The organism is Herbaspirillum sp. meg3 (assembly GCF_002257565.1).
In the GTDB taxonomy this organism is placed as follows: Bacteria; Pseudomonadota; Gammaproteobacteria; order Burkholderiales; family Burkholderiaceae_D; genus Herbaspirillum.
In genome coordinates this window covers 3,283,173-3,308,827 of record NZ_CP022736.1, presented here as the reverse complement: position 1 = coordinate 3,308,827, position 25,655 = coordinate 3,283,173, and the positions used below count along the sequence as shown (strand labels likewise).

Here is a 25,655-nt window from a genome sequence, read left to right as displayed (position 1 = left end):
AACGACAACATGGAGTCACCGACTCTGGGCAACAACCCCGACAGCGAACTGGGCTTACAGCTGCCGCCGGCGGATTACAAGATCATGGTGTTGCTGGTGGATGACCAGGCGATGGTCGGTGAAGCAATTCGCCGTGCTTTGCTGACTGAATCCGACATCGATTTTCACTATTGCCCGCGCGCGGAAGATGCGGTGCGCGTCGCCGAGAAAACCCAGCCTACCGTGATCCTGCAAGATCTGGTCATGCCGGGTGTCGATGGTCTGACGCTGGTCAGGCAATACCGCAGCAATCCGCTGACGATGGACATTCCGATCATCGTGTTATCGAGCAAGGAAGATGCGCTGGTCAAACGTGACGCCTTTGCCACCGGCGTCAACGACTACATGGTCAAGCTGCCGGACACCATCGAGCTGATTGCGCGTATCCGCTACCATTCGCGTTCGTACAATAATCAACTGCAACGCGATGCCGCCTATCGTGCATTGCGCGAAAGCCAGCAGCAGTTACAAAAGACCAATTTTGAATTGCAGCGGTTGACCAATACCGATGGGCTGACCAGTATCGCCAATCGCCGTTATTTTGATGACTATCTCAACGCCGAATGGAAGCGTGCCAAGCGCGTGCAGCAAGAAATTTCGCTGCTGCTGATCGACGTCGACAACTTCAAGCTGTACAACGACAACTATGGTCATGTGGCCGGCGATCAGGTATTGAAGAGCGTCGCGCGGGCGATGGAATCGAGCGCGGTGCGTTCATCCGATCTGAGCGCGCGTTTTGGCGGTGAAGAGTTCGCTGTGATTTTGCCGAGTACCGATGAAGCGGGAGCAGTGGCGGCGGGCGACAAGTTGCGTGAAATGGTGCAAGCCTTGCATATTGGTCACGCCCATTCGACAACCAGCGAATGGCTGACTATCAGTGTGGGTGTCGCGACGATGATTCCGAAAGATGAGCAGACGCAGAGCGACTTGATTCGTCTGGCTGACAAGCGTCTATACAAGGCCAAGCAGCAGGGCAAGAATCGGGTGATAGCGAAAGACGACTGAGTCAGCTCAGTACAACTCCGCGGCCCCATTCATGCGGAACACCTGCCTCGATTCCGGCAATACAGATCCGGAACCGAGGCAATTTTTTTAGCCCGGATATTGTTCACGCATCACGCGTTTGTTGAGTTTGCCGACGCTGGTGCGCGCCAGCTCGCTGACAAACTCGATGCGATCCGGTACACCGTATTTTGAAATGACGCCGTCTTCCGCGGCGGCCAATACCAGCTTGCGAATATCGTCGACGGTGACTTCAGCAGCCTGACCGGCTTTGAGCACCACCAGAGCCACCGGGCGCTCTCCCCATTTGGCGTCTTTGATGCCGATGACCGCCGTTTCCGCGACTGCGGGATGACGCGCGATGATCTCTTCGATTTCCAGTGACGATACCCATTCGCCGCCGGTCTTGATCACGTCCTTGATGCGGTCAGTGACTTGCAGATAACCGCGCGGGTCGATGTTGCCGATGTCCTGTGTATGCAGCCAGCCGCCTTCCCACAAGTCTTTCGACGCTTCCGGATTGTGCAGGTAGCCTTGCGTGAGCCAGGGGGCGCGCACCACCACTTCACCTGTGCTTTTGCCGTCGTGCGGACAATCGTTCATATCACCGTCGACCGTACGCAAGGCCACCAGCGGCAGCGGGCGGCCGGTCTTCACGCGGGTGGCAACATCTTGCTCCGTACCCAGCTCTGCCGTCGGCACATGCGCCAGCGACAGGATGGGGCAGGTCTCCGACATGCCATATCCGGTGAAGACGTCAATGCCGCGCTCGCGTGCCGTTTGCGCCAGAGCGCTGGTCATGGCGGAGCCACCAATGATCATTTTCCATTTCGACAGGTCGACATCTTTTGCTGCGGGTGCGCTCAGCACCATGTGCAGGATGGTCGGCACGCAATGCGAGAAGGTGACTTTTTCTGTCTCAATCAGCTTGAGGATGGTATCGGGGACGTAGCGGCCGGGATAGACCTGCTTGAGTCCGGCCATGGTCGCCACATAAGGCAGGCCCCAGGCATGCACATGGAACATCGGCGTCAGCGGCATGTAGACGTCGTCGCGATGCAGGCGTCCCTGCTGCGGCGCCAGCGCAAGTCCTGCGGTCACTGCCAGCGTGTGCAGCACGAGCTGGCGATGGCTGAAGTAGACGCCCTTGGGCAGGCCGGTGGTGCCGGTCGTATAGAAGGTGGTGGCGCGTGCGTTCTCGTTGAAGTCGGGGAAGTCGCATTTGGGCGAGGCCTGTGCCAGCAAGTCTTCGTACTCGCCGGCAAAGCCGGGGCCGCGTGGTGCCGGTGTGCCGTCGTCAGTGATCAGCACGCAGCGCGTGAGCGTGGTCAACTCACCGCGGATCTGTTTGAGTACCGGCATGAAGTCGGAATTGACCAGCAGTACGTCGGCCTGGGCATGGTTCAGGGTGTAGGCAATCTGTTCCGGCGACAGGCGCACGTTGACGGTTTGCAGTACGTAGCCAAGCATCGGAATGGCGAAGAAGCATTCAAGATAGCGGTGGCTGTCCCAGTCCATGACGGCGACGGTATTGCCGGGTTGCAGGCCCAGTTCGCGCAGCATGTTGCCCAGACGCTGAATGCGTTCATACAGATCGGTATAAGTATGGCGGCGCTGGTTGGCGATGCCGTAGACGATTTCCTGATCGGGCGCGGTCGCCAGCGATGAATGGAGCAACTGCTTGATCAGCAGCGGGTAGCCGTAGGCCTCGGGCGTGGTGTCGATGATGTGGACGCTCATGGGGTCTCCTGTCGTTGTTGTAAGAAGGTGTTCACAATCCATAATCCACAGTCCATTATGCAGGATCAGTTTGTGAACACGTTCTGAGGGACGGGAGCATGGTCAGCTCCTCGTCCTCCTGTTCAGTTGACTGATGATAGCCCGATTTGCTGTCGCCAGTCTTACTTCTGGGGAAGAAGCTCAATACTGGTGACGGTCAGTGCTCCGTTGCTTTTTTCCGCAGTGAAGAGTACCTGATCGCCGGTCTTCACCTTGCTGAGTATGTCGGGCGAAGCGACACGGAACACCATTGTCATGGCCGGCATCTCCAGATTGGGAATCTCACCGTGGCGGATGGTGATCTTTCCGGTGTCGGTATCGACCTTGCGGATTTCCCCGTTGACTTTGGGGACTGAGTCACTCTGCGTGGCGGCCGTCATTGCATGACGCATCGTGTCCGTGCTCATGTCTTGCGCGGTTGCAGGCAGAGGTGCTGACATCGCTGAAAATGCAGCGGCAAGCAAGACGGTGTTGACGAAAGCTGTTTTCATATTTTTCCTTTCTTGAGAACGGATCGGTATCAGTGTTTGTGCGTGCTGTCGCCGGAAGCGACGGTGACGCTTCCTTTCATGCCTGCGTCGTAGTGGCCGGGCTGCAGGCAGGCGAAATTGACGGTGCCGGTTTGTGTGAACTGCCAGATCAGCTCTCCGCTCTTGCCGGGTTCCAGAGTGATCTGATTGTCGTCGGCGTGTTCCATCTCCGGATTTTTCAACATGGCTGCGTAGTGCGCCTTCAATTGCGCTTCGTTGCCAAAGACCAGCTCATGTCTGATCTTGCCGCTATTGCTGACGACAAACCGAATCGTGTCGCCGGTTTTCACTTGCAGTTTCTCCGGCGTGAAGCGCATGTTGTCGCTCATATCAACCTTGACGGTGCGCGTGACCTTGCCTGCCGCGCCGGGTTGGCCGATTGTGTCGCCGGCATGCTCTGCATGTTCAGCGTGATGATGCGACATGGCTGGCATGGCCTGCATGTTTTGTGCTGCGGCATAGAAGGAGGTTGTCGCCAGCAAGGCAGCGATGAGAAGGTTTTGTTTGTGCGTATTTTTCATGATTCTTTCCTTGGTCAGTGTTGATGATTGCGTCGGGTGACGTTGACGGTATTGCCATCTGTGCCGGTTTTTTTATCGGGTGCGGACGTTGACGGTTGTTCGGCGCCGCGCCATTCGTAGGCGACCGTGCCGGGAGGTGCTTTGTACCAGCCGGGATCGCGGTAATCGTTGCGCGCCAGGTTCTTGCGCACTTTCACGACGCTGAACATGCCTCCCATCTCCAGCGATCCATAAGGACCGCTGCCGCCCATCATCGGCAGCGTGTTGTCGGGCAGCGGCATTTCCATCTCGCCCATGGAACCGCCTTTATCACCCATCACCATGTAGTCGGGAATGAGCCTGTTGATCTTCTTCGCCAGATCGCGTTGGTCGACGCCGATCATGGTTGGCACGTTGTGCCCCATGGCGTTCATGGTGTGGTGTGCCTTGTGGCAATGCAGCGCCCAGTCGCCTTCTTCGGTGGCATCGAATTCGATGGCGCGCATCTGGCCGACGGCGATATCGGCGCTGACTTCGGGCCAGCGCGAAGCCGGTGGTGTCCAGCCGCCATCGGTACCGGTGACGAAAAATTCATGGCCATGCAGGTGGATGGGATGATTGGTCATCGTCAGGTTACCGACGCGGATGCGTACGCGGTCGTTTTGCCGCACCGGCAGCGGATCGATGCCGGGGAAGGCCCGGCTGTTCCAGGTCCACAGATTGAAGTCGAGCATGGTGTTGACCTTGGGCGTGGCGGCACCGGGATCGATGTCATAGGCATTGAGCAGGAAGACGAAATCGCGATCCACACGCATGAAGTTCGGGTCTTTGGGATGCGTGATCCAGAATCCCATCATGCCCATCGCCATCTGCACCATTTCATCCGCATACTAACCGTTAGGTTTCATGCTATGGACGTGGTGGAATCCCTTATGTTTTAAGGGATAGATGGATTCGTCTAATGTCCATGGATTGTGCTAGAACAAGTGTATTTCTGTAGGGGGCGTCCATACTCGTAGAGGTTATTACGCTACGTCTGCTACAAAAATGCCGAATAGCGGAATGATTTTTTAGTTCTCTATCCGAATATAGCTGTACAAAAATAAATCCCAGATCAAGGGAAACCAGGATTTCGTACGTCAATTCCGCGCAAGCGATAATTTCAGCTTATTGTGGGAGGCCACCGTCGTCCCACAATAAGAGACTGGAGGGAGGGACATCGAGAGCAATGGCTATACGTTCAATATTGTAGATGGTGACATTTTTTTCGGCCCGCTCTAGCATTCCCACATAGGTTCGGTGAACCCCGGCTGCCTCAGCAAGAATTTCTTGGGACAGGCCGAGTGCAAGTCTTCGACGTCGGACATTCCGGGCGAAAACTTCAATTAATGGAATTTTTTGTGACTTGACAGACATCTTGGAAGTGTCTGTCGTTGCATACTGTGATTCTACATACTATGATTAGCGTTTTTTATTGGTCGACCATGCGCATTGATTCTTGCTCTATTGGTTGCTCAACTACTTTTTTATGTTTGTCACAGATGCTAGCTGGGAACTTCACGACGCACGACGATTGCTTTTAGCGCCGTTTCGGATTTGGGATAGCGTAGCAATTACCTATTCGGAACCTTGTTACCTAGTGCAGTTTCCTTATTCACTTGGTACGGAACGAAATGCCTTGGATCGCCAGATGATCTCTTCAGTCGAGCGTCTGCTTGAGGCGACTGCAAGTCACGGCCCCAAGCGATGTTTAGTTTATTGCGTAGAGTCAGTCTATGAGAAAGACCATTTTAAGATCAAATTGGAGGAAATCTCCGCGATCGGATGCTATAGGGATGGCGACGGCGAAATGACTCATTTTGTTCAATATGATCAAAACCATCGCCCACATCCAGTGTATCGAGGCCAACCAGAACTTCCCCAATATGCTGAGATCCAGCTTCTTGCCGATTTTACTTCCAAGAGGCGCTGTACAACCGAATAAGAAAACTGCTCCGGCATGAAAGGACTCCGAGGGCTCATTCCTCGATTCTTATGTGTGGAAAGGCTGTTTTCCCTTGTCCCTTCCTGAGATTGGGATCTCTGGCCTGCTCTTTGATCTTAGCCCAGTCGGCCGCGGTAACACCCGGAGTTTTTGTTGAGCGGTGCTTTATTTCTAATGGATCTTGTCTCGAGGCAAGGCCTCTGTCCCGCAAAGCCATCAATCTTTCGGTTACTTTATCGATCGACATTTAGATTCTCCTGTTGGATAAAAACTATGAAACAAAGTAAACCTCTTCAGGGCCGGACAGAGCAGGATTTGTTTCGATCCGAATTACTCAAGCTAGTGGAAGCGATGGTGGTGCAATCTAAACAGACACATACATTTGATGCGAATCATTGGTTACGCGACTGGCTAAAATCATCCGTGCCAGCGCTTGGAAATCGTTGTCCGACCGAATTTCTCAATACCTCTGAAGGACGCGAACTTGTCCAGACACTACTTATTCGCATGCAAAGTGGGGCATTTTCATAGTAATAAGCCCCCAGCAAAAACCTTCATTCGTAACCACTATCGGTACTTCGCCGCCGCTTCTCGCATGCTTTTTTGATGAGCATCGTATGCACTGTCTACGCTTGCGACGCGGGCATTTTCACAGTTGATTCCTACCGTAGTTTCCGACCAGGCAGCACGCTGAGATGGCGACATCGTGCTTACCTCACCAGACTTGAGCTCGCTACATTTCTGAAGAGTTGTCTTTGCTTCTTCCTGATTTCCCTTGTAATAGTCTACCGACTTGGCACTTTCCGACTTTTCGCCACATGCCATTAAGGATAAAAAAAGCAATGTGGAAAACAATGGCCAGTGTGAGTGTTGCTTGATGCTCATTAATGTCCCTTAGAAAATTTGTGTTTCTTCTCATTAATAGCTAATCATAGTATGTATAACTATAGTATGCAAATAGTTGTATGAGCCATGTATGCCGTGCTGTCCCAGAAGTATTTATGAGTTTGCTTCGAGAGAATTTTCGTAGAAGTTGGCTAAGCTTGGCGGGAGATTCAAGGTGAGCTTTTGCAGGAAGCTCTCATCAACCGGACGATAATTCGCTTGCATTAACTCAATGATTCAACAATAATTGAATCATTGAGTTAATGAGGGCATCATGGATACCAAAGAAACCATTGCAGCGCTGGCAGCGCTCGCTCAAGAATCGCGTCTCGCGGTCTTCCGCTTGCTGGTCCAAGCAGGTCCTGAAGGAATGGCGGCCAGCAAAATCGCCGAACAAATCTCGGTCACGCCTTCCGCATTGTCCTTCCACATGAAGGAGTTGTCCCACGCTGAGTTGGTGACCTCTCGTCACGAGGGACGATTTGTCATCTACTCGGCCAACTTCAACACCATGAACGGCCTGATTGGCTTTCTTACCGAAAACTGCTGTGGTGGAAATGTGTGCTCCCCCGGCAGCGCATGTCTTGTAACAGAAGAATCCACGACCTGATCAGCGGTTTTGGTCGTCTCAGCACCTACATTCCACACGAAAAGGATTTTCCATGAGCTCTCCTCAAGCAGAAAAAACCTATAACGTTCTCTTCCTGTGCACGGGCAACTCCGCCCGCAGCATCATGGCGGAGGCTTTGTTGAACACGATGGGCAAAGGTCGTTTCAATGCGTATAGCGCCGGTAGCCATCCTGGTGGCACCGTGAATCCTCTGGCTGTAGAACAAATCAAGAGTACCGGCTACCCACTGGAAAAGTTGCGTAGCAAGAGCTGGGACGAATTTGCAACGCCAGATGCTCCAAAGATGGACTTCATCATCACCGTCTGTGACAACGCTGCCGGTGAAGTCTGCCCAGTCTGGCCCGGACAGCCTATCTCTGCGCACTGGGGCTTTGAAGATCCTGCAGCAGCGACTGGGACCGAAGAGCAAAAGCGCGCCGTGTTTTCGAAAGTGGCACGCCAAATCACCACCCGCGTGAATATCTTCAATAGCTTGCCATTCCATACGCTGGAAAAGACCGCCATCAAGCGTGAAATGGACGCTATCGGCGCCAGCCAGGTCTGATCAGATGAGAAGGGGCACGCCGTTGCTGGCGTGCTCTTTCGCATCAAAAGTCCATCTATCCCCGGATACTCTAAGTCATAGGAACAACGTGCTCACTGCATTAGCCATCTTCTTGCTCACATTGGTTTTTGTCATCTGGCAGCCGCGCGGTCTTGGCATTGGCTGGAGCGCATGCGCAGGGGCTCTGGTGGCCTTGGCATTCGGCGTCATTCAGCTGTCCGATATTCCAGTGGTGTGGCACATCGTCTGGAACGCGACCGGCACGTTCATTGCCATCATTATCATCAGCTTGCTGCTGGACAGAGCCGGCTTCTTCGAGTGGGCAGCATTGCACGTCGCCCGCTGGGGAGGTGGTAGCGGCCGCAAGTTGTTTGCGTTACTGGTGTTGCTCGGCGCGGCTGTCTCTGCACTGTTTGCCAACGACGGCGCCGCGCTCATTCTTACGCCGATAGTTATTGCCATGTTGCTGGCGCTGCGCTTTTCGCCCCAAGCGACGCTGGCATTCGTGATGGCCGCCGGCTTCATCGCCGATACGGCAAGCTTGCCGCTGGTCGTGTCGAATCTGGTCAATATCGTCTCGGCCGACTTCTTCAAAATCGGCTTCTCGCAGTACGCTGCGGTCATGATCCCGGTCGACATTGTTTCAGTCATCATGACTCTGCTGGTGCTGTTCTTGTATTTTCGTCGCGATATTCCTGTCGACTACGACCTCAAGCAACTCAAAAAGCCAACGGACGCTATCCATGATCGGGCAACCTTCATTGCTGGCTGGTGGGTTCTTGGGTTGTTGCTCATCGGCTTCTTCTGGCTTGAAAGCCTGGGTGTAGCGATTAGCGCCGTCGCTGCGGCAGGTGCCGTGATTTTGTTGGTAATTGCGGCAAAGGGCCATGTCATCCCCACACAGGAAGTAATCAAAGGCGCACCGTGGCAGATCGTCTTCTTTTCGCTGGGGATGTATCTGGTGGTCTATGGGCTGCGCAACGCCGGGTTGACGAACTATCTCACTGGTCTATTGAATGGGTTCGCTCAACATGGCGTTTGGGGTGCCGCGATCGGAACAGGCTTCCTGACGGCGCTCTTGTCGTCGATCATGAACAATATGCCGACGGTGCTGGTCGGTGCATTGTCGATTGACGCTGCGACAGCACAAGGTGTCGTCAAGGAAGCCATGATCTACGCCAACGTCATCGGCAGCGATCTGGGACCGAAGATTACGCCCATCGGTAGTCTGGCCACCTTGCTCTGGCTGCACGTACTCGATAAAAAGAGCATTCACATCTCCTGGGGATATTACTTCCGAGTGGGCGCGATGCTCACGATCCCGGTTCTGCTGGTGACGCTGGCTGCACTGGCTTTGAGATTAAGCGCCTAAGCATGGATACCGCTGCCAGTAAGCCGGCCTGGCTGATCCCATCTCTCGGTCTGACCCAGATTGTGGGATGGGGCTCGATGTTCTATGCCTATGGCGTGCTCATGCAGCCCATGCAAACAGAGCTACAAGCCTCCAAGCCCGTCATCGTAGGTGCCTATTCGCTGGCGCTCCTGATTTCGGGACTGCTGTCGACGCTGGCTGGAAGCATCATTGATCGCGTGGGTGGCCGTTTGTTGATGGGAGCCGGAACAGTATTGGCCACAGTAATGCTGGCGCTGTTGTCCACTGTGAACAGCGTAACAGGCCTCTACTTGATCTGGGCCTGCATCGGCGTGGCGATGAGCGCTACGCTCTATCAGCCAGCGTTCGCGGTTATTACTCAGATCTTTGAAGGCGGCTTCAGACGCGCTATCACCATGCTGACGCTCTTCGGTGGTTTTGCCAGCACCGTGTCATGGCCGCTGACGCAATGGCTTCTGGAGCATTACGGATGGCGTGAAACCTGGGTGATTTACGCGGTAGCCAATCTGACTATTTGCCTGCCGATCCATGCCCTGTTGCCGAGGGCTGCCAGCATCAAGGCAAAGGCCAAGGTCCACGCTGCAGATAGCGTCGACCTGGCAACAGTGCTGCGCGAACCCAGCTTTTATCTCATCACTGCAGCAGTCACGTTCAATGCGCTGGTGTTTTCAGCAATGTCGCTACATCTGATTTCTATTCTTCATGACCGTGGTATGACTGCGTACTACGCAGCCGGCATTGGTGCGCTGATAGGACCAATGCAGGTGTTGGGCCGGATTTTGGAAGCGACGTTCGGCAAGAATGCTACGACACGGCAGATTGGGCTCATCGCTATTTGCCTGCTACCTGTTGCCCTCATTTTGTTGTTTGCGCCGGCTGAGTGGCTGCTTATTTACGGTTTGTTCGCTGCCATGTATGGCGTCGGTAACGGTGTCATGACGATCGTCAGAGGTGCATTGCCGGCAGAGCTCTATGGCCGTGAGGCGTATGGGGCTATCAGTGGCGCCATGGCCACCCCCGTGACGATTGCCTTTGCTGCCGGCCCCTTCGTTGCCTCTCTTCTCTACGCCATCGGCGGGGGGTATCCGGGCGCCATTGTGGCGTTGATAGGTATTGCCAGCCTTGGTGCTGTGCTGTTTTTCTATGCCACTGGGCATCCACGCTCCGAGACCATTTCTTCTATCCGTTAGGAAACCATCATGACAACTACGATCTATCACAACCCTGCCTGCGGCACGTCCCGCAACACGCTCGCATTGATCCGTAACAGCGGTGAAGACCCGACTGTGATCGAGTATCTTCAGCATCCGCCGTCGCGCGACACCTTGATTACTCTCATCAAAGATGCTGGCCCGACTGTGCGCGAAGCGATTCGCCAAAAAGGCACGCCGTATGCAGAGCTTGGCCTGGACAATCCTGCGCTGACGGACGAGCAACTGCTAGATGCCATGCTGGCGCATCCGATCCTGATCAATCGCCCGTTTGTTGTGACTTCCAAAGGCACGCTGCTGTGCCGCCCCTCCGAGGCAGTGCTGGATATTCTGCCAAATCCACAAAAGGGGCCATTTACGAAGGAAGACGGGGAGGTTGTCATCAACGCGGAGGGCCAACGTGTCACACCAGCTAAATGATCTTCCCAACGTCGCTGGGGATCTGTTCAAGGTACCAGTAGCGACAGATTTGGTCAACGTCGCCACCTCGACGCACGCACCACGGTTCTTGTTGCTGTATGGCTCTGTACGTGAACGCTCCTATAGCCGTTTGCTGACAATGGAGGCCGCACGCCTCCTCGAAGCAATGGGCGGTGAAGTCAGAATTTTCGATCCGCGTGGCTTGCCACTGCCGGACAGCGAGCCAGAAACACATCCGAAAGTGCAGGAACTACGCGAATTGGCTATGTGGTCCGAAGGTATGGTGTGGTGCTCGCCGGAGCGCCATGGGGCTATGACAGGCATCATGAAGGCGCAGATCGATTGGATTCCGCTCACGCAAGGCTCCGTTCGTCCGACTCAGGGGAAAACGCTGGCCGTCATGGAAGTCTCTGGTGGGTCGCAGTCATTCAATGCTGTCAATCAAATGCGGGTTCTTGGTCGATGGATGCGGATGATCACGATTCCCAACCAGTCTTCCGTTGCCAAAGCATTTCTCGAATTTGAAGAAGATGGACGGATGAGGCCCTCGGCTTACTATGAGCGTGTGGTGGATGTGATGGAGGAGCTTTTCAAATTCACCCTGCTGACGCGCGATGTCTCCCCCTATCTTGTTGACCGCTACAGCGAGCGTCGAGAGTCTGCAGATGAACTGGCCAAACGTGTCAATATTCGCTCGATCTGACTAGAATGATCGTCGTTAGTCGGTAACCATGTGACTTCGTGTCCACGTTGTTGAAGATTTAAACGGTGCTAGCGGCTACGAGGATTAGCCTTCAGACCTAGTTAGTGCATCTTCGACAATCTCCTTCCATTGCAAAAGAAGAGGTGTTGCCGTCATACGATACATCCACCAGCAAGCATAAATAGCATCATCGTGATAGCAATGCCCGGTGGTAAATTTTCCGTGAGCCATTTCGTGACGTAAGCTTGGGCCAGGTTTGTGGTGAAAGAGTAGATCTATTTCTTCAGTAAGGTCGGGGCCAAATAGTTGCTCCAGTTGGTGACGCATGCTTGTTAGAATCCCACTCAGGGAACGATCTTCTTGAAGCAAATCGGCCTTTATCTTATCGGATGGTGTGCCTGCGACCTCAAGGAGATAACGGAGTGATGCCTCCAGCTGCGGGATTAAAATGTGCGCAGCCCGAACATAATCGCCTTGGAAGAAACTGGAAAAACCAAGCGAAAATATGAATTCATGCCCAGGCGGAACAAAGGGGCTCGCTTCCACGATCGGATCAAAACAATAGGTGCCGACAGGGAATTTTTCCGTAAATATTCTGCGAGCTGGCTCGATCCTAGACGATACGTAGTACTTTCTTTCGAAACTCAAATTACTCGAACGCTGGGCCTTTAGCCATTCTGGGTTTAATTTTCCGCCCTCATCGGCGGAAGGCGTGATTGAGATTACTTTCCCTTGCTGGTCCACTTGGTGGCTGGAGAAGTTAGAATGAAAAGACGACTCCTGACCTTTGATCGCCCGTTCATTGAGTTCGCCTATCTTAGGTGTTGGAGCAAGTCCTACAAAAAGCCGTAAGGCGTTTGATAGTGACAATTCAGAAAACGCTTTATTAACCTCATCTAACTCTTCGGTCAGGTCTAGGGAATGCTCGAAGGTCACCATTTCCTCAAGGGCGTCAACTTGAAGAGCACGTAGTTCCAGAGTAAGTTCTTCAATTCGAACTTTGAATCCGCCTGCATCTCTCAAGTAACCGATAGCATCCATTGTCCACGATGCCTTTGCGCCAGCACCAGAAACACAGGACCGCATTGCAAGCATTGCGTCTGCTACTTTACCGCGGCATATTTGTTCTTGCTCTTTGTTCTTTTGCCGCCTGAATGCCGTTGCGGCTATTTCCCATATCTTCTGTCGGAAAACCGGGTACAGATTTCTAGAATCAGCTTCGATCGCGATGCCCAATGCGTCAACCGACACTTGCTCCCAAGTCCGGAGTCCAGAGCGAGCAGCCATTTCAGCCATACGAACAAAACCGACAAACTCAGCAGAGTCTCTCGTTTTCTTATAAAGCAACTCGAACGTCTCGTTGATTTCGATAGGAAACGGGGCTTTTCGATTTGCCTGCGCTGAAATTTCGAGCGCTCGTTCAAAGTACGTGAAGGCATCGAAATCAATATCGTTGCCAGGAGCAGAAAACTGAGAACGAATAGTCCCGGAAAGCAGTTGATTAGCGCACGCGCAATAAGCACTTACCGCTACCAGCGCGATTTGCCAACGTGAACGATCGTTGTACCAAACCGTATCTGCAACTCGCGCCAGTAACAATGGAGGCGTAAATGTACTGATGGCTTCGGCAAGTTGAATAGTTTGCTCACCCGCGAAATCGATTGGCAGCGGGCTGCGCCTGCCATCAATCTGGAAGCGAGGGCTGAATGTGTCGCCATCATTTGTCCGGAGAGAAAACAAACAAAGATGAGACAGTAGACGAAAGGCGTGCGCAGATGGGAGATCATCTGCGGTTTCTGAAGATTTTGCAGACTCTTCCAGCACTCGTTCGAGTGCGAAGTAGTCCCCACAGGATTGGAGAGCAATGTTCTTATCGAGGGCCAGTGATTTTAATTCCTGCGCTGATACAACCATCATATTCCTCCCCCAGCAATTTTTCGAGCTAGCATATCAGATGCTTAGCAACAGGCATCTTCTTAACGTTTTTGGAATATGCGGGAGCGATTTTCGATTTTTCTTTTGCTTCATTGTCCATGTTACTGAACACTCAATGTCGACGTTGTTGAACTATGTGACTAAATTCACTGGAATATGCAATCTCAGCATGATGACTACCCTATCGGGATGCTGCTTGGCCGGTATTGCAATCCATGCTTTCAGATTTATGTAGGCAGAAAATGTCTGCATTAAACACAATGCACATTTAAGAAGGGGATATCGTTGGAGTTACTAAAAATTGTGAGCTTGTTCGTGCTAACGGCCATTGCGGAAATTGTTGGCTGTTACTTGCCTTGGCTTGTTTTGAAGCAGGATAAGAGTCCATGGCTGCTTATCCCTGCGGCTATTTCCTTGGCGCTCTTCTCATGGCTCCTGACACTCCATCCAAGTGCGGCAGCTCGTACATATGCTGCCTATGGTGGCCTCTACATTGCGGTAGCGCTGGTTTGGCTATGTCTGGTGGAGGGCGTCCCATTAACGCGTTGGGATATTGCCGGAGCCCTCGTTGCAATCGGCGGCATGGGAATCATCATGTTTCAACCGCATCCCGCATAGTGCTGCGAGCACGATATTCAGTCACACATGCCAAAAGTCGAGGCGTATATCTAAACACCGCAGATTATGCGGAGAATATCATTGCTAATCACCGCATAATCTGCGGTGATTAGTCAGAGGGGACGATGTTGGCTAAGTTCACGATTGCGCAAGTTAAATGCAATCGCTTGGTCAAGTTCGATGCAAACGGTTGGGCAAGTCGAATGCAATTAACTGGTCAAGTAATGCGCAATTCCGCACCAAGCCATAGATGCAAAGAAGCAGAGGAAAACATGCCAAAAGAAGATAACTACATGGTGGAATATATACAGTCAATTGTGGACCGTGAACGCTCGCAGCTAAAAAAACATAGCGCTCAAATCGAGGCATTCACTGCCTATGCGCTGACGCAAGGGATTGTGCTGGAAGCTCACCATTTTTCCTACTTTTACACCATCGGCGTCATTGTGTCGTCACCGGGCATCACTGAGCGACTCCTCGAAAATGAAACACGAGAGCGGGATCGTCTTTTCAGCTTTGATTCTCTATCACGACGCTATCCAAGCAAAGCATTTGGGCCGGGATATTTTTCGGTCGAGACGTTTTCCTTCATGGCTCATTCTCATTTTAGAAGGGAACTGGGTTTATGCAATAGCTTCGCCCCCCATTTCATTGCCTTGTTCTGGGGAAAGGCAAACGCCCACATGACTCGCTACATTTCTCTCGATGCGGACCGCATCAAACTCAATATCGATGACGGACATGTCGTAGAGGCAGACACTTGGTATGGTGCTCCATTCAATGAAAACATCGCCGAGATCACTTCTGGTGTCGTCAAGCTCCGCCCTCCGTCAACTTTGACTGACTCAGAACTTCAGATGCACTTCTCGAGTGCCTATTGTCTTGATATCAAATGGAGCCAGGAAGGCAACATTAAGACGTTTCAGGCTCTGGAGATGAAGATAGAAAGCTACCGTTTAAAAAGACACGATAATAAAGTTTATCCTGCACGCTATCTTCACGCGGAATTTGATATTCAACAGGGTACGTTTCGACATTTTGACGGAGCCATGCAGTATTTCACAAAGGACGAGTATCTCCTGCGACGTGATTCAGATTTCAATTACAACGCAAAATCACTTTCTCAAATCAAAACGCAATCCGAGAAACTATTCAAAATCAATGGGGAGATAGAAAGAGATGAATGGAGTGAGCTTTGTTGCCACTTTTTTGCAGGGAATCCCTTGATTATCGAATATTTCACGGGATCCTATCCACAGCATACTATCGAAACATTGGAGCGAATTGATGCTAGAAACGAGCGAAAGCATCAGTGATTTGGAAGGGGAAATCTGTCGAGTAGATTTGATATCTCGTCCTGACTGTACCGCTCTGACTTCGTCTATAATCTAATTCATGAAAATGCTGCGTACATTTCTGATCCTGCTGTTGGCGATTGCTATTCCTCTTGAGGGATTGGCCGCGGTACGCATGGCCGAAATGATGCATGCCAATTCTGTTCCTATGGAAATGGCGGCGTCGGCGAGCACCGCAGATGAGTCTTGCGTGATGAATATGTCCGACACCGACAAGTCATCCCAATCGACGGCGCCGTGCAAAATGGGTGATGCCTGCAAGATTTGCCAGGTTTTTCCGTCAACAACATCCTCTTTTGATATTAATACGTTGGTCTTGCCGTTGATCGATACTGTATCAATACTGCCTGAATCGTTTCTGCCTTCTCACGACCCATCCGGGTTGTGGCGTCCTCCTCGTTCGCTCTAAATCACATTGATTCGTTGATGCGTCCGGCCTAGCTGCCGGGCGATTGTTTGCGCGCCTTCGTGCGCGCCGTCACGCTATGGGGTGAACACATGTCCCTTCGAAGGATATCTACGGCCTTGCTTGCTTTGCTCGCAGGGATGCTCGGTCTTGCCCAAGCCGGCCCTTTGTCTTTTAACGCTGCGCTCGACATTGCCGAGCGTCAGTCTCCCAACCTTGCCTCCAACAGGGCACAAATCCAGGCGGCTCAGTCGTCCGCGATACCCGCCGGCGCTTTGCCTGATCCGAAAATCGTTGCCGGCATTGATAACTATCCCGTCTCTGGTCCTGATCGAGGACGGCTCAATGCAGATTCAATGACGATGCAAAAGATTGGCGTCATGCAGGACTTTCCTAATTCTGCGAAACGTCAGGCTCGCGTTGCTGTAGCCGAAGCCTCAATCGAAACCGCCGAAGCACAACAGAAGATCGAGCGTTTGAAATTGCGCCGGGCGACTGCCCTGGCATGGCTCAATCGCTACTATCTGGAGCGCAAGATTTCGCTGTTCGATAGCCTGGATAAAGAAAATCTTCTTTTGTCAGATGCGGTACGCGCCCAGGTCGTATCCGGTCGCACACAGGCTGCCGATAGTGTCATGCCTAAACAAGAGGCGGCCCAGCTTGCTGACCGTCGTGACGATCTGGTCCGCGACCTGGTCAAGGCAAAAGCGAATTTGCGCCGTTATGTCGGCGGCGAAGCAGATGAGCCGCTGGTCGACGCTTTGCCCGTTTTGAACATCGATGCGGAGCACCTGCGTGATCATCTGCACAAGCATCCGGAACTACAAGCCTTTGTTGCTGAAACACGCAAGGCAGAAGCCGAAGTCCGCGAAGCGCAAGCCATGAAAAAATCAGACTGGGGAGTAGAGCTGGCCTACCAGCGACGCGATCCGCGGTTCGGCAACATGGTTTCTGTGCAATTCACCTTTGAGATTCCTGTTTCTCCATCAACTCGACAGGATCCTCGCATTGCCGCCAAACAGCAGGAACTATATCGGATCGATGCCGACCGCGAAGCCATGCTGCGCGATCACACCAACGAGCTGGAAAACGATCTCGCCGACTACCAGACCTTGACCCGCCAGCTGGAACGGGCCAATCAGACCACGTTACCGCTGGCACAACAGAAGCTCGATTTTCAGTACGCAGGTTACCGCTCGGGTAAGAATGATTTGACCGCGGTGCTGACTGCACGCCGTGAAATCATCGATCAGCGACTAAAAATTATCGATATAGACGCACAGCGTGCGGCGATAGCCGCGCAGCTCTATTTTGCTTATGGGGAGGATCTGCAATGAAAAAAAATACCTATCAAATCGCTGTACTGATGGCGGCTGTCGCTGCCGTAAGCGGAGCAAGCGGTTACTTGTTCGCTCACCGTACTAACGCCATGCCGACCATGCATAGCGAGACAACAGACCAGGCCAAGCAGGCGGAGCGCAAGGCACTCTATTGGTATGACCCTATGATGCCGAACCAGCGCTTCGACAAGCCGGGCAAGTCGCCTTTCATGGATATGCAGCTGGTGCCCAAATACGCTGACGAGCAAGCAGACGGTGCCGGCGTCAAAATCGATGCCGGCGTTGTTCAGAATCTGGGAATGCGTACTGCCAAAGTGGAACGAGGCAGCTTGTCGGCAACGGTGAGCGCAGTCGCCAGCGTGCAGTTGAATGACCGTCAAGTCGCGATTGTGCAGTCCCGCAGCAGTGGTTTCGTGGAGCGCGTCTATGCGCGAGCCCCCGGTGATGTCGTAGTACGTGGTGCGCCGTTGGTCGATCTGCTGATTCCTGAATGGGCCGGAGCGCAGGCGGAATTTCTGGCGGTGCTTAAGACAAACGACACGGCATTGATCCAGGCTGCCCGCGAGCGTTTGCAATTGCTCGGGATGAGCAGCGATCTGATCAGCCGCGTTGAAAAGAGTGCACGTCCCCAAACCGTTGTGACGATTACTGCCCCCATCGCAGGCCTGATTCAGACGCTTGATATAAGAAGCGGGATGACGGTAACAGCAGGCGCTCCTCTGGCCAAGATAAATGGTCTGGATACCGTCTGGCTGGAAGCGGCCATTCCTGAGGCGCAGGCCGGGCGGGTCAATGTCGGCGGCAAGCTGGACACCCATTTCTCTGCCTATCCGGGCGAAAATTTCACCGGAAAAATCCTTGCCGTTTTACCGGAAACAAATGCGGACAGCCGTACGCTCCGGGTGCGCGTCGAATTACCCAACCGCGACGGCAGGTTGAAGCCAGGCATGTATGCCCAGATCAGTTTGGGTGCAGGAAGGGCGACGCAAAGCCTGTTGATACCGTCTGAGGCAGTCATCCGTACCGGCACTCGCAATGTCGTTCTGGTTACCACGGGCGATGGACGCTATCAGCCGGTCGAAGTGCAGCTTGGCCAGGAGGCCGACGGCAAGAGCGTCGTATTGAACGGTCTTACCGAGGGACAGCAGATCGTCACATCGGGGCAATTCCTGATCGATTCCGAGGCCAGCCTCAAAGGTGTGCTGACGAGATTGAATACAGCGCCATCTTCTGTCGCTGATACCACTCAGGCCGCCCTCAACGACACTACCGGGAAAGTTGAATCGCTCAAGGGCGCAGATATTACGCTCTCTCATGGTCCGGTCCCATCGCTGGGCTGGGGACCGATGACGATGTCGTTCAAGCTGGCGCGCCCCGACATGGCGTCAGGTCTCAAGACCGGCGACAGCGTGTATTTCAGCTTTCACGAAAAGAATGGTGACTACGTGATCGAGAAGCTGAATCGGAGTGCGCCATGATAGAGAAACTCATCAAATGGTCGATTGCGAGTCGCTTTCTGGTTTTGCTCGTCGTCCTTTTCCTTGGAGCATGGGGCGTTTGGGCACTTAAGACGACGCCGGTGGATGCTTTGCCCGATCTGTCGGATGTCCAGGTCATCATCCGCACCAGCTATGCCGGCCAGGCGCCGCAGATCGTTGAGAACCAGGTGACCTATCCGCTGGCGACCACCATGCTGTCGGTGCCGGGAGCGAAGACCGTGCGCGGCTATTCCTTCTTTGGCGATTCCTTCGTCTATGTGTTGTTTGAGGACGGTACCGATATGTACTGGGCTAGATCCCGGGTGCTGGAGTACCTCAACCAGGTGCAAGGACGCCTGCCGGCTTCGGCCAAGGCGTCGTTGGGTCCGGACGCCACCGGGGTCGGCTGGATCTACGAGTACGCTTTGGTCGACAAGACGGGGCAACACGACCTGGCGCAGCTGCGCAGCCTGCAGGACTGGTTTCTGAAATATGAGCTCAAGAGCTTGCCCAATGTGGCCGAAGTTGCGACGGTCGGCGGGATGGTCAAGCAATACCAGATCGTGCTCGATCCGGTGAAACTGGCTGCCTACCGCATCACGCAAGACAAAGTCGTCGACGCCATCAGAAAAGCCAACCAAGAGACCGGCGGTTCGGTGCTGGAGATGGCGGAAACCGAATACATGGTGCGAGCTTCCGGCTATCTGAAGACGCTGGCGGACTTCCGCAATATCCCGTTGGCGACGGGGCAAAACAGCGTCCCCGTCAAGTTGGGAGACGTCGCGACCATCCAACTGGGGCCTGAGATGCGGCGCGGTATCGCCGAGCTCAACGGCCAGGGGGAAACCGTCGGCGGCGTCGTCATCCTGCGTTCCGGCAAGAATGCGCGCGACACCATTGCCGCGGTCAAGACCAAACTGGAAGAACTCAAGAAGAGTCTTCCATCGGGCGTCGAGGTCGTTCCCGTCTACGACCGCAGTCAATTGATCGACCGGGCTATCGACAACTTGTCGAACAAGCTGCTAGAGGAGTTCATCGTCGTCGCGGTAGTGTGCGGCCTGTTCCTGTGGCATCTCCGCTCGGCGCTGGTGGCGATCGTTTCTTTGCCGCTCGGCGTCATGATTGCCTTCATCGTGATGCGCTATCAGGGCGTCAACGCCAACATCATGTCGCTGGGTGGGATCGCCATCGCGATCGGCGCCATGGTCGATGCCGCGGTGGTCATGATCGAAAACGCCCATAAGCATATCGAAGTGTGGAAGCATGAACATCCAGGGCAATCTCTTCAAGGGGAAACCCATTGGAGCGTCATCGGCGAGGCGGCGGCCGAGGTTGGACCAACCTTGTTCTTTTGCCTGTTGATTATCACCTTGTCGTTCATCCCGGTGTTCACGCTGGAGGCACAGGAGGGACGCTTGTTCGGGCCGTTGGCGTTTACCAAGACCTATGCCATGGCCGGTGCCGCGGGCTTGTCCGTGACGCTGATTCCTATCCTGATGGGCTACATGATCCGCGGGAACATCCCCTCGGAAAACAGCAACCCACTGAATCGTTGGCTGATTCGTTGCTATAGACCGCTGCTGGAGGCCGTCCTGCGTCGCCCGAAAACGACGTTGGTCATTGCCGGACTGGCCTTGCTGACGACGCTATGGCCGATCAGTCGGCTGGGCGGTGAGTTCCTGCCGCAGATGGATGAGGGCGATTTGCTCTACATGCCGTCCGCCTTGCCGGGCTTGTCCGCATCCAAGGCATCCGAGTTGTTGCAGCAGACTGATCGCCTGATCAAGACTGTCCCGGAAGTCGCCAGCGTTTTCGGCAAAGCCGGCCGGGCCGAGAGCGCGACCGATCCGGCGCCGCTGGAGATGTTCGAGACGACCATCCAGTTCAAGCCACGCGATCAATGGCGCTCCGGCATGACGCCGGCAAAATTGATCGATGAGCTCGACCGTGTCGTCAAGGTGCCGGGCTTGTCGAACATTTGGGTTCCTCCCATCCGCAATCGCCTGGACATGCTGGCTACCGGGATCAAAAGCCCGATCGGCGTCAAGGTCTCCGGAACCAGCCTTGCCGATATCGACAAGACGGCGCAACAGATCGAACAGGTCGCCAAGCAGGTTCCAGGTGTCAGTTCAGCACTCGCCGAACGTCTCAGCGGCGGCCGTTACGTAGACGTCGATATTGACCGGTCCGCGGCCGCTAACTACGGACTCAATATCGCCGACGTGCAAAGTATCGTGTCCTCGGCAATCGGCGGCGAGAACGTGGGGGAAACAGTTGAGGGGCTGGCGCGTTACCCCATCAGTGTTCGCTATCCGAGAGAAATCCGGGATTCGCTGGAGAAACTGCGCGACTTGCCGATTCTGACCGGAAGTGGCCAGCAGATCACGCTGGGTACGGTCGCCAAGTTGAAGATCAGCGACGGACCGCCGATGCTGAAAAGCGAAAATGCACGACCGAGCGGCTGGATCTACGTCGACGTCCGGGACCGGGATTTGGCTTCCGTCGTTGCCGATCTACGCACCGCGGTGGCTGCCAAGGTGAAACTGGCGCCGGGGCTCAGCATTGCCTACTCGGGACAATTCGAGTATCTGGAGCGTGCCAACGCACGTCTGAAACTGGTGGTGCCGGCGACACTGCTGATCATCTTTGTGCTGCTGTATCTGACCTTCCGGCGCATCGACGAAGCAGCGCTGATCATGGCTTCCTTGCCATTCGCACTGGTCGGCGGCATTTGGTTCCTTTATCTGCAAGGCTACAACCTGTCGGTTGCCACCGGTGTCGGATTCATCGCTTTAGCGGGAGTGTCTGCCGAATTCGGCGTCGTCATGCTGCTGTACCTGAAACAGGCCGCTGCTGCCCGGCAAGGATCCGGAACGACACTGGCGACAGCTGTTCTTGAAGATGCGATCCGGGAAGGCGCCGTGCTTCGCGTTCGCCCCAAAGCGATGACCGTTGCCGTCATTCTGGCCGGGCTGATTCCTATTTTGTGGGGAAGCGGCGCCGGCTCCGAAGTCATGAGCCGCATCGCCGCACCCATGGTGGGCGGGATGATCACCGCTCCCTTGCTCTCCATGTTCGTCATCCCGGCTGCATATCGCCTGATGCGCGGCCGTCAACCTAAAGCCGGACAGGCTTGATTTATCTTTTAATCTGAAAGGAAATTCATCATGAAAAATCGTTTTATCGCTGCTGCTTTCGCTGCCGTTGCATTCATTGGCACTGCCTCAGTTTTCGCCGCAGACATGGGAAACATGAACATGGGTAAGAGTAACTCGGCTGAGAAGGTTGCTCACGGCGTTGGCGTCGTCAAAGATATTGATACCAAACAAAACACCATCATTCTTGCCCATCAACCTATCAAGGAATTGAACTGGTCGGCGATGACCATGGCTTTCAAAGTATCGAATGAGAAGTTGCTCAAGGGTGTCAAAGTCGGCGATCAAGTGTCGTTTGATCTGAAGGGAAGCGGTATGTCGCCGGTGGTGACGGCCATTCGCCCGGCCAAGTAGCCAGGTGCAGGTTGTGCTCGCCACTCGGTGGTGTTGCCAACTGAAAATAAGGAAAGTCCCGATAGTTAAAAACGGAAGCCAGCCGTAAAGTTGAATCTGACATCTCCTCTTCAGCTGAAAGGCTGACTCGCTCGTGATCGGTCCATTCCGATCACGAGCTTTTTTGTTTTATAGGTGAGAAATCGTTCGCCCATATCAAAGATACCGACTTCGTCGCTGTTATCTTAATCAAAAGGTGCTTTGGCTTCATTGTCATCGTTACGGAATTATTTCTCTTTGCTATTTTCTGGTGCGACAGTCTCAGTTCTTTCGGTGCTAACAAAATTCTTCAATACAAGTGATTTTGCCCCGTCAAACTTGTTTATAAGTAGTGTTTTCTTTGTTGGATCCCAGCAGAAAATAAAGTCTCCAGTGTGACCTAAAAATCTCAATGCCATGAGTGGAGCACTGGTAGAAGAATCAACTACGTACTGAAATTTTTTTCCCTCAAGGATGTTTTCGGCATTAATTCTACCGATCCCATAGGCCGCTATTGGTAGCATTGGAAGAACAAAGAGAGCCACAGAGAGGATATTGATTTGGGCTAATGAGCAATGAAAGCGGCTACGTATGTATGCCATAGCCCAAAATCTAAATGGAACTGCGAAGATAAGAGAAATCGCGGGCCATAGGGAAGGCGGGCCTTCTCTCAACAAAAAGAAACCACCCACTAATATACTGGCCGAAAATATCTCTGAATATTTTCGGATGAAAAGTATTGCGCGGATGTCCAAACTGAGCTTGGTATCCGAGTCGTCTGAGGGGCGAGCTTTAATTGCCAAAATTTGGCCACCGGCGGCGCCAACTATCATGGCCATAAAACTTGTTCCAATAGGAATTATGGTGGATTTTACGATATCTGAAAGCCCCACATACTCAAGGATATTAACGTGAAATGAAGACCAGTATCCGAATAGATAGAGTGAGCCGATTGTCACAAAAAATAGAGACAGAAGAGAAAGTATGTTGAGCTTCGACTCTTTTGTGATTGAGATTTTGTCTACCGTCTCTTCCATCATATGGCACTCTCAGAGTTTCTGATTAAACGTTCGATATCGATATGTTGATGCATGCTTTGACCTCGGTTTTAGTTGTGTTGGTAGGCAAGCTATTTGTCAGAATAGTAAAACGCAAACTTCAAGAAAAATCGCATTTCGCGACACGTTAAACGACATTTCTCAGCTTCGCGCTGAATGCCCAGAGAATGGAATCAAATCTATACTCCCCTAAAGCTATTAGTCGCACCTATGATCTTTGTTTCGACGGTTGGAAAAAAGCGAAATCGACGAAAGCATCTCTTGTTCCCGTAATTGTTCGATGGCCTCGGAGTAGTTCAGAAATAAGTTCCTCGGGATCCTGGATGCATTTTAGTAAGTGCTCAATAAAGTAGATATTGTGAAATATGACGTTATCGCCAAAACTATTTTGCGCTCCAACCTCTTTAAGTTCCTCAAATCGTAAGTAGTGTTTTTGCAGGATATCGAGTTCTTTATTCGCTACTTCTAGCGAGCGCTCTTGGTCGATCGTAAGTTTTCGATTTCCAGTAAGTATGGCTCCTCTAAGCGAATCCAGCATGTTGCGGAAGACTGCTGAATCATGGAGGCCACCGTGATCTGCAAGCGACACGACTACTTTAATAATTCGACGCCCTCCACGGTGTAGTTCAGTACCGTCGACAAACATTAATTTCCCTGTCTCGACTAGAAGCGCTTCTAGTTTTCCGAGTTGGTTAACTGCATGAATCGCTCCACGTGCCAAATCTGCCGCTAGCTGTAAGTCATTTCCTGCATTTGTGCTCCGGCTAAGTCCCTTCTTTTTTTGTTCAAATAAAACAATTGTTTCCGGGGTCTCAAGAATAAGATCTGCTTCCCCAAGAATTTTCTTTGATGTACCGATATTTCCTCGTATGCAAGAAATACCGACGTTCTGCATTCGCTCATAAAGACGCTCTTCGAAATTCTTCCCGATTTGCTCATGGACCGACTGATCGATACGCCCACATAAGGTTACCAACCTTGAAAAAAATGCTGGGCCTATAAAAGGCAGGGGCGCAATCCATACCCTGTCATTCGTAGCTTCTGCCAATGCGCATTCGCGGGTGTTTGCAGTGCCGGCATCAGTGGGCAACCTATATGCCGAATTAGGTTTTTGCAAAATGAATCCCGCAAGTAATTTTTCGGCTGCTGACGGTCCGATTCGTTGGGTAAGAAGTTGATTTAACTCAGAATTTTTAATGAACAACGAAGAGCCATTGGGTGGAAGAATTTTAACCAATAAGTTCCAAAATTCTACGGCATCGTTCACATGCCAATCGATATCCTTGAACAACTCTCGGTTAAATATATTTTTAAATAGATGGCCGAGAAGATCCTCAATTAGATCAGGGTGGCATTGAGGAACGGTAAAGATCTCGTCGTATATGGCGACATCTCTCAATACTTCTAAGCTACGTTGCCTGAGCGGCGGGAACATGAAATCATAAATAGAGAACGGCTCGACGTCATAGAGCGCAGCAAGGCTAACGAGAGCATCCGTCAATGAGTCCAGCATTTTTTTGGGAAGTACTATGTCGCGTCGTCGACCTAGTGTTCTGATTCCCAATCGATATAAATAGCCAAAGGGGAGTGATCTATCCATTTTGCGACCCATGGCGTCCGGAGTTGGGTGCATCCGAACTCTTTGCAAAGAAAGATCATATCTACCCATTAGTTGTGCGTTGATCGCAGTCATGCTGCCAACATCCCCCAGTGCGGCAAGAGGACGATATACCAGTTCAACGATCATGTCAGTTACAGATTTTTGGTGAATTTGTGCTTTGTCGCCGACTACAGGAAAATTAATATTTTTGCGACGAAAGAAACGGACTGCGTGGGCAAACGTGATGTGACGGTGACTGTGTTTGAACGGACTAGTGGACTGCGGATCTTTGTTCTCCAAGTAGACAATCGCGATACGTAGTGCCTCTATCCAGCGCTCATCGCTCAAGGTAAATAATGGTGTTGTTTTGAGTGGGCGGATCGCGTCGCGCAACGTATGGGCCAGCTCAAAATAAAATTCTGAATTGGTGCTTGTCAATGTAGAAGAAATTGTGATCTCTATGGCTACTAGGCCAAGCTGATCTTCTCTCTCAGAAAAAATATTGTCCTCAGAAGACTGATCTTCTGGCTCGAAGATTTTTCTTATTGCTTCATACGCCACCTTATGGTCAAGAAAATATGTTCCTTCAGGGGCAGAGCGTTGTCTCGCTATTTCTACAATTTCGCGAAACAACTTAAATCGAGGGAAGGAGTCAATTTTCTTTTTCTTCATTTTATATAGTCGATTTTTGTGTACGTAGATAACTTCAAATATCTA

24 protein-coding genes and 1 pseudogene are annotated in these 25,655 nt (G+C 52.5%); 15 read left to right on the top strand and 10 right to left on the bottom strand.

What is annotated here, in order from left to right; translation table 11 throughout:
• Positions 1-9: 9 nt before the first annotated feature.
• Positions 10-1,044 carry a diguanylate cyclase gene (locus hmeg3_RS14875; RefSeq protein WP_094564407.1) on the top strand — a complete coding sequence of 345 codons (1,035 nt, stop codon included), beginning with the start codon at positions 10-12 and terminating at the stop codon, positions 1,042-1,044.
• An 87-nt stretch (positions 1,045-1,131) separates the two neighbouring features.
• Here hmeg3_RS14875 and hmeg3_RS14870 read toward each other — a convergent pair whose 3' ends face one another.
• From hmeg3_RS14870 to hmeg3_RS24755, 6 genes and pseudogenes are all read right to left on the bottom strand, one after another.
• A complete protein-coding gene (locus hmeg3_RS14870) occupies positions 1,132-2,781 on the bottom strand; it encodes a fatty acid--CoA ligase (protein ID WP_094564406.1) in 1,650 nt (549 codons plus the stop codon).
• 161 nt (positions 2,782-2,942) lie between these two features.
• A complete protein-coding gene (locus hmeg3_RS14865; protein ID WP_094566371.1) occupies positions 2,943-3,227 on the bottom strand; it encodes a copper-binding protein in 285 nt (94 codons plus the stop codon).
• A 113-nt stretch (positions 3,228-3,340) separates the two neighbouring features.
• On the bottom strand, positions 3,341-3,871 hold the full coding sequence (locus hmeg3_RS14860) for a plastocyanin/azurin family copper-binding protein (protein WP_094564405.1): 531 nt from the start codon (positions 3,869-3,871) through the stop codon (positions 3,341-3,343).
• A 14-nt stretch (positions 3,872-3,885) separates the two neighbouring features.
• Positions 3,886-4,740 (bottom strand): annotated as a pseudogene (locus hmeg3_RS14855) (multicopper oxidase domain-containing protein); the annotation flags it as partial.
• A gap of 277 nt (positions 4,741-5,017) precedes the next feature.
• The gene (locus hmeg3_RS14850) at positions 5,018-5,266 is read right to left on the bottom strand and encodes a helix-turn-helix domain-containing protein (RefSeq protein ID WP_094564404.1); all 249 of its coding nucleotides are present in this window, start codon (positions 5,264-5,266) and stop codon (positions 5,018-5,020) included.
• 602 nt (positions 5,267-5,868) lie between these two features.
• A complete protein-coding gene (locus hmeg3_RS24755; protein ID WP_157739280.1) occupies positions 5,869-6,081 on the bottom strand; it encodes a hypothetical protein in 213 nt (70 codons plus the stop codon).
• A gap of 26 nt (positions 6,082-6,107) precedes the next feature.
• Here hmeg3_RS24755 and hmeg3_RS14845 point away from each other — a divergent pair, with 26 nt between their 5' ends.
• Positions 6,108-6,365 (top strand): MbcA/ParS/Xre antitoxin family protein, encoded by a 258-nt coding sequence (locus hmeg3_RS14845; protein WP_157739279.1) that lies wholly within the window; start codon positions 6,108-6,110, stop codon positions 6,363-6,365.
• A gap of 36 nt (positions 6,366-6,401) precedes the next feature.
• Here the strand turns inward: hmeg3_RS14845 and hmeg3_RS14840 are convergent, their stop codons facing one another.
• Positions 6,402-6,719, bottom strand: a complete 318-nt coding sequence (locus tag hmeg3_RS14840) for an EexN family lipoprotein (RefSeq protein WP_094564402.1) — start codon at positions 6,717-6,719, stop codon at positions 6,402-6,404.
• Positions 6,720-6,993: 274 nt separating this feature from the next.
• Here hmeg3_RS14840 and hmeg3_RS14835 point away from each other — a divergent pair, with 274 nt between their 5' ends.
• The 6 genes from hmeg3_RS14835 (at position 6,994) to arsH (ending at position 11,621) form a co-directional block, all read left to right on the top strand.
• The gene (locus hmeg3_RS14835) at positions 6,994-7,329 is read left to right on the top strand and encodes a helix-turn-helix transcriptional regulator (RefSeq protein WP_094564401.1); all 336 of its coding nucleotides are present in this window, start codon (positions 6,994-6,996) and stop codon (positions 7,327-7,329) included.
• Positions 7,330-7,381: 52 nt separating this feature from the next.
• Positions 7,382-7,894: an arsenate reductase ArsC gene (locus tag hmeg3_RS14830; protein WP_094564400.1), complete on the top strand. Its 513-nt coding sequence runs from the start codon at positions 7,382-7,384 to the stop codon at positions 7,892-7,894.
• An 88-nt stretch (positions 7,895-7,982) separates the two neighbouring features.
• Positions 7,983-9,266, top strand: a complete 1,284-nt coding sequence (locus tag hmeg3_RS14825) for an arsenic transporter (protein WP_094564399.1) — start codon at positions 7,983-7,985, stop codon at positions 9,264-9,266.
• A 2-nt stretch (positions 9,267-9,268) separates the two neighbouring features.
• Entirely contained in the window at positions 9,269-10,477 is a 1,209-nt protein-coding gene (locus tag hmeg3_RS14820) for an MFS transporter (RefSeq protein WP_094564398.1), read from the top strand.
• A 9-nt stretch (positions 10,478-10,486) separates the two neighbouring features.
• Positions 10,487-10,918 carry an arsenate reductase (glutaredoxin) gene (gene arsC, locus hmeg3_RS14815; RefSeq protein ID WP_094564397.1) on the top strand — a complete coding sequence of 144 codons (432 nt, stop codon included), beginning with the start codon at positions 10,487-10,489 and terminating at the stop codon, positions 10,916-10,918.
• Positions 10,899-11,621, top strand: a complete 723-nt coding sequence (arsH, locus tag hmeg3_RS14810; protein WP_094564396.1) for an arsenical resistance protein ArsH — start codon at positions 10,899-10,901, stop codon at positions 11,619-11,621. Before arsC ends, arsH begins: the two co-directional genes overlap by 20 nt.
• 84 nt (positions 11,622-11,705) lie before the next feature.
• On the opposite strand, the gene hmeg3_RS14805 is transcribed toward arsH, so the two are convergent.
• Positions 11,706-13,538: a DUF4209 domain-containing protein gene (locus hmeg3_RS14805; protein ID WP_157739278.1), complete on the bottom strand. Its 1,833-nt coding sequence runs from the start codon at positions 13,536-13,538 to the stop codon at positions 11,706-11,708.
• A 303-nt stretch (positions 13,539-13,841) separates the two neighbouring features.
• On the opposite strand from hmeg3_RS14805, the gene hmeg3_RS14800 reads away from it, so the two are divergent.
• From hmeg3_RS14800 to hmeg3_RS14770, 7 genes are all read left to right on the top strand, one after another.
• Positions 13,842-14,174, top strand: coding sequence for a YnfA family protein (locus hmeg3_RS14800; RefSeq protein ID WP_094564394.1), 333 nt, complete (start codon positions 13,842-13,844; stop codon positions 14,172-14,174).
• A gap of 125 nt (positions 14,175-14,299) precedes the next feature.
• Positions 14,300-15,490 carry a hypothetical protein gene (locus tag hmeg3_RS14795; protein WP_157739277.1) on the top strand — a complete coding sequence of 397 codons (1,191 nt, stop codon included), beginning with the start codon at positions 14,300-14,302 and terminating at the stop codon, positions 15,488-15,490.
• 79 nt (positions 15,491-15,569) lie between these two features.
• On the top strand, positions 15,570-15,938 hold the full coding sequence (locus hmeg3_RS14790) for a hypothetical protein (RefSeq protein ID WP_157739276.1): 369 nt from the start codon (positions 15,570-15,572) through the stop codon (positions 15,936-15,938).
• A 47-nt stretch (positions 15,939-15,985) separates the two neighbouring features.
• Positions 15,986-17,272, top strand: a complete 1,287-nt coding sequence (locus tag hmeg3_RS14785; protein WP_232511652.1) for a TolC family protein — start codon at positions 15,986-15,988, stop codon at positions 17,270-17,272.
• On the top strand, positions 17,269-18,753 hold the full coding sequence (locus hmeg3_RS14780; RefSeq protein WP_094564391.1) for an efflux RND transporter periplasmic adaptor subunit: 1,485 nt from the start codon (positions 17,269-17,271) through the stop codon (positions 18,751-18,753). The genes hmeg3_RS14785 and hmeg3_RS14780 overlap by 4 nt, the downstream gene beginning before the upstream one ends.
• Complete coding sequence (locus tag hmeg3_RS14775) at positions 18,750-21,890, top strand: efflux RND transporter permease subunit (RefSeq protein WP_094564390.1); 3,141 nt, start codon at positions 18,750-18,752, stop codon at positions 21,888-21,890. Before hmeg3_RS14780 ends, hmeg3_RS14775 begins: the two co-directional genes overlap by 4 nt.
• Positions 21,891-21,920: 30 nt before the next feature.
• Positions 21,921-22,262 carry a copper-binding protein gene (locus tag hmeg3_RS14770; protein WP_094564389.1) on the top strand — a complete coding sequence of 114 codons (342 nt, stop codon included), beginning with the start codon at positions 21,921-21,923 and terminating at the stop codon, positions 22,260-22,262.
• Between the two features lie 266 nt (positions 22,263-22,528).
• Here hmeg3_RS14770 and hmeg3_RS14765 read toward each other — a convergent pair whose 3' ends face one another.
• Complete coding sequence (locus hmeg3_RS14765) at positions 22,529-23,320, bottom strand: hypothetical protein (protein WP_094564388.1); 792 nt, start codon at positions 23,318-23,320, stop codon at positions 22,529-22,531.
• A gap of 226 nt (positions 23,321-23,546) precedes the next feature.
• Positions 23,547-25,610 (bottom strand): hypothetical protein, encoded by a 2,064-nt coding sequence (locus hmeg3_RS14760; protein WP_094564387.1) that lies wholly within the window; start codon positions 25,608-25,610, stop codon positions 23,547-23,549.
• Positions 25,611-25,655: the final 45 nt, after the last annotated feature.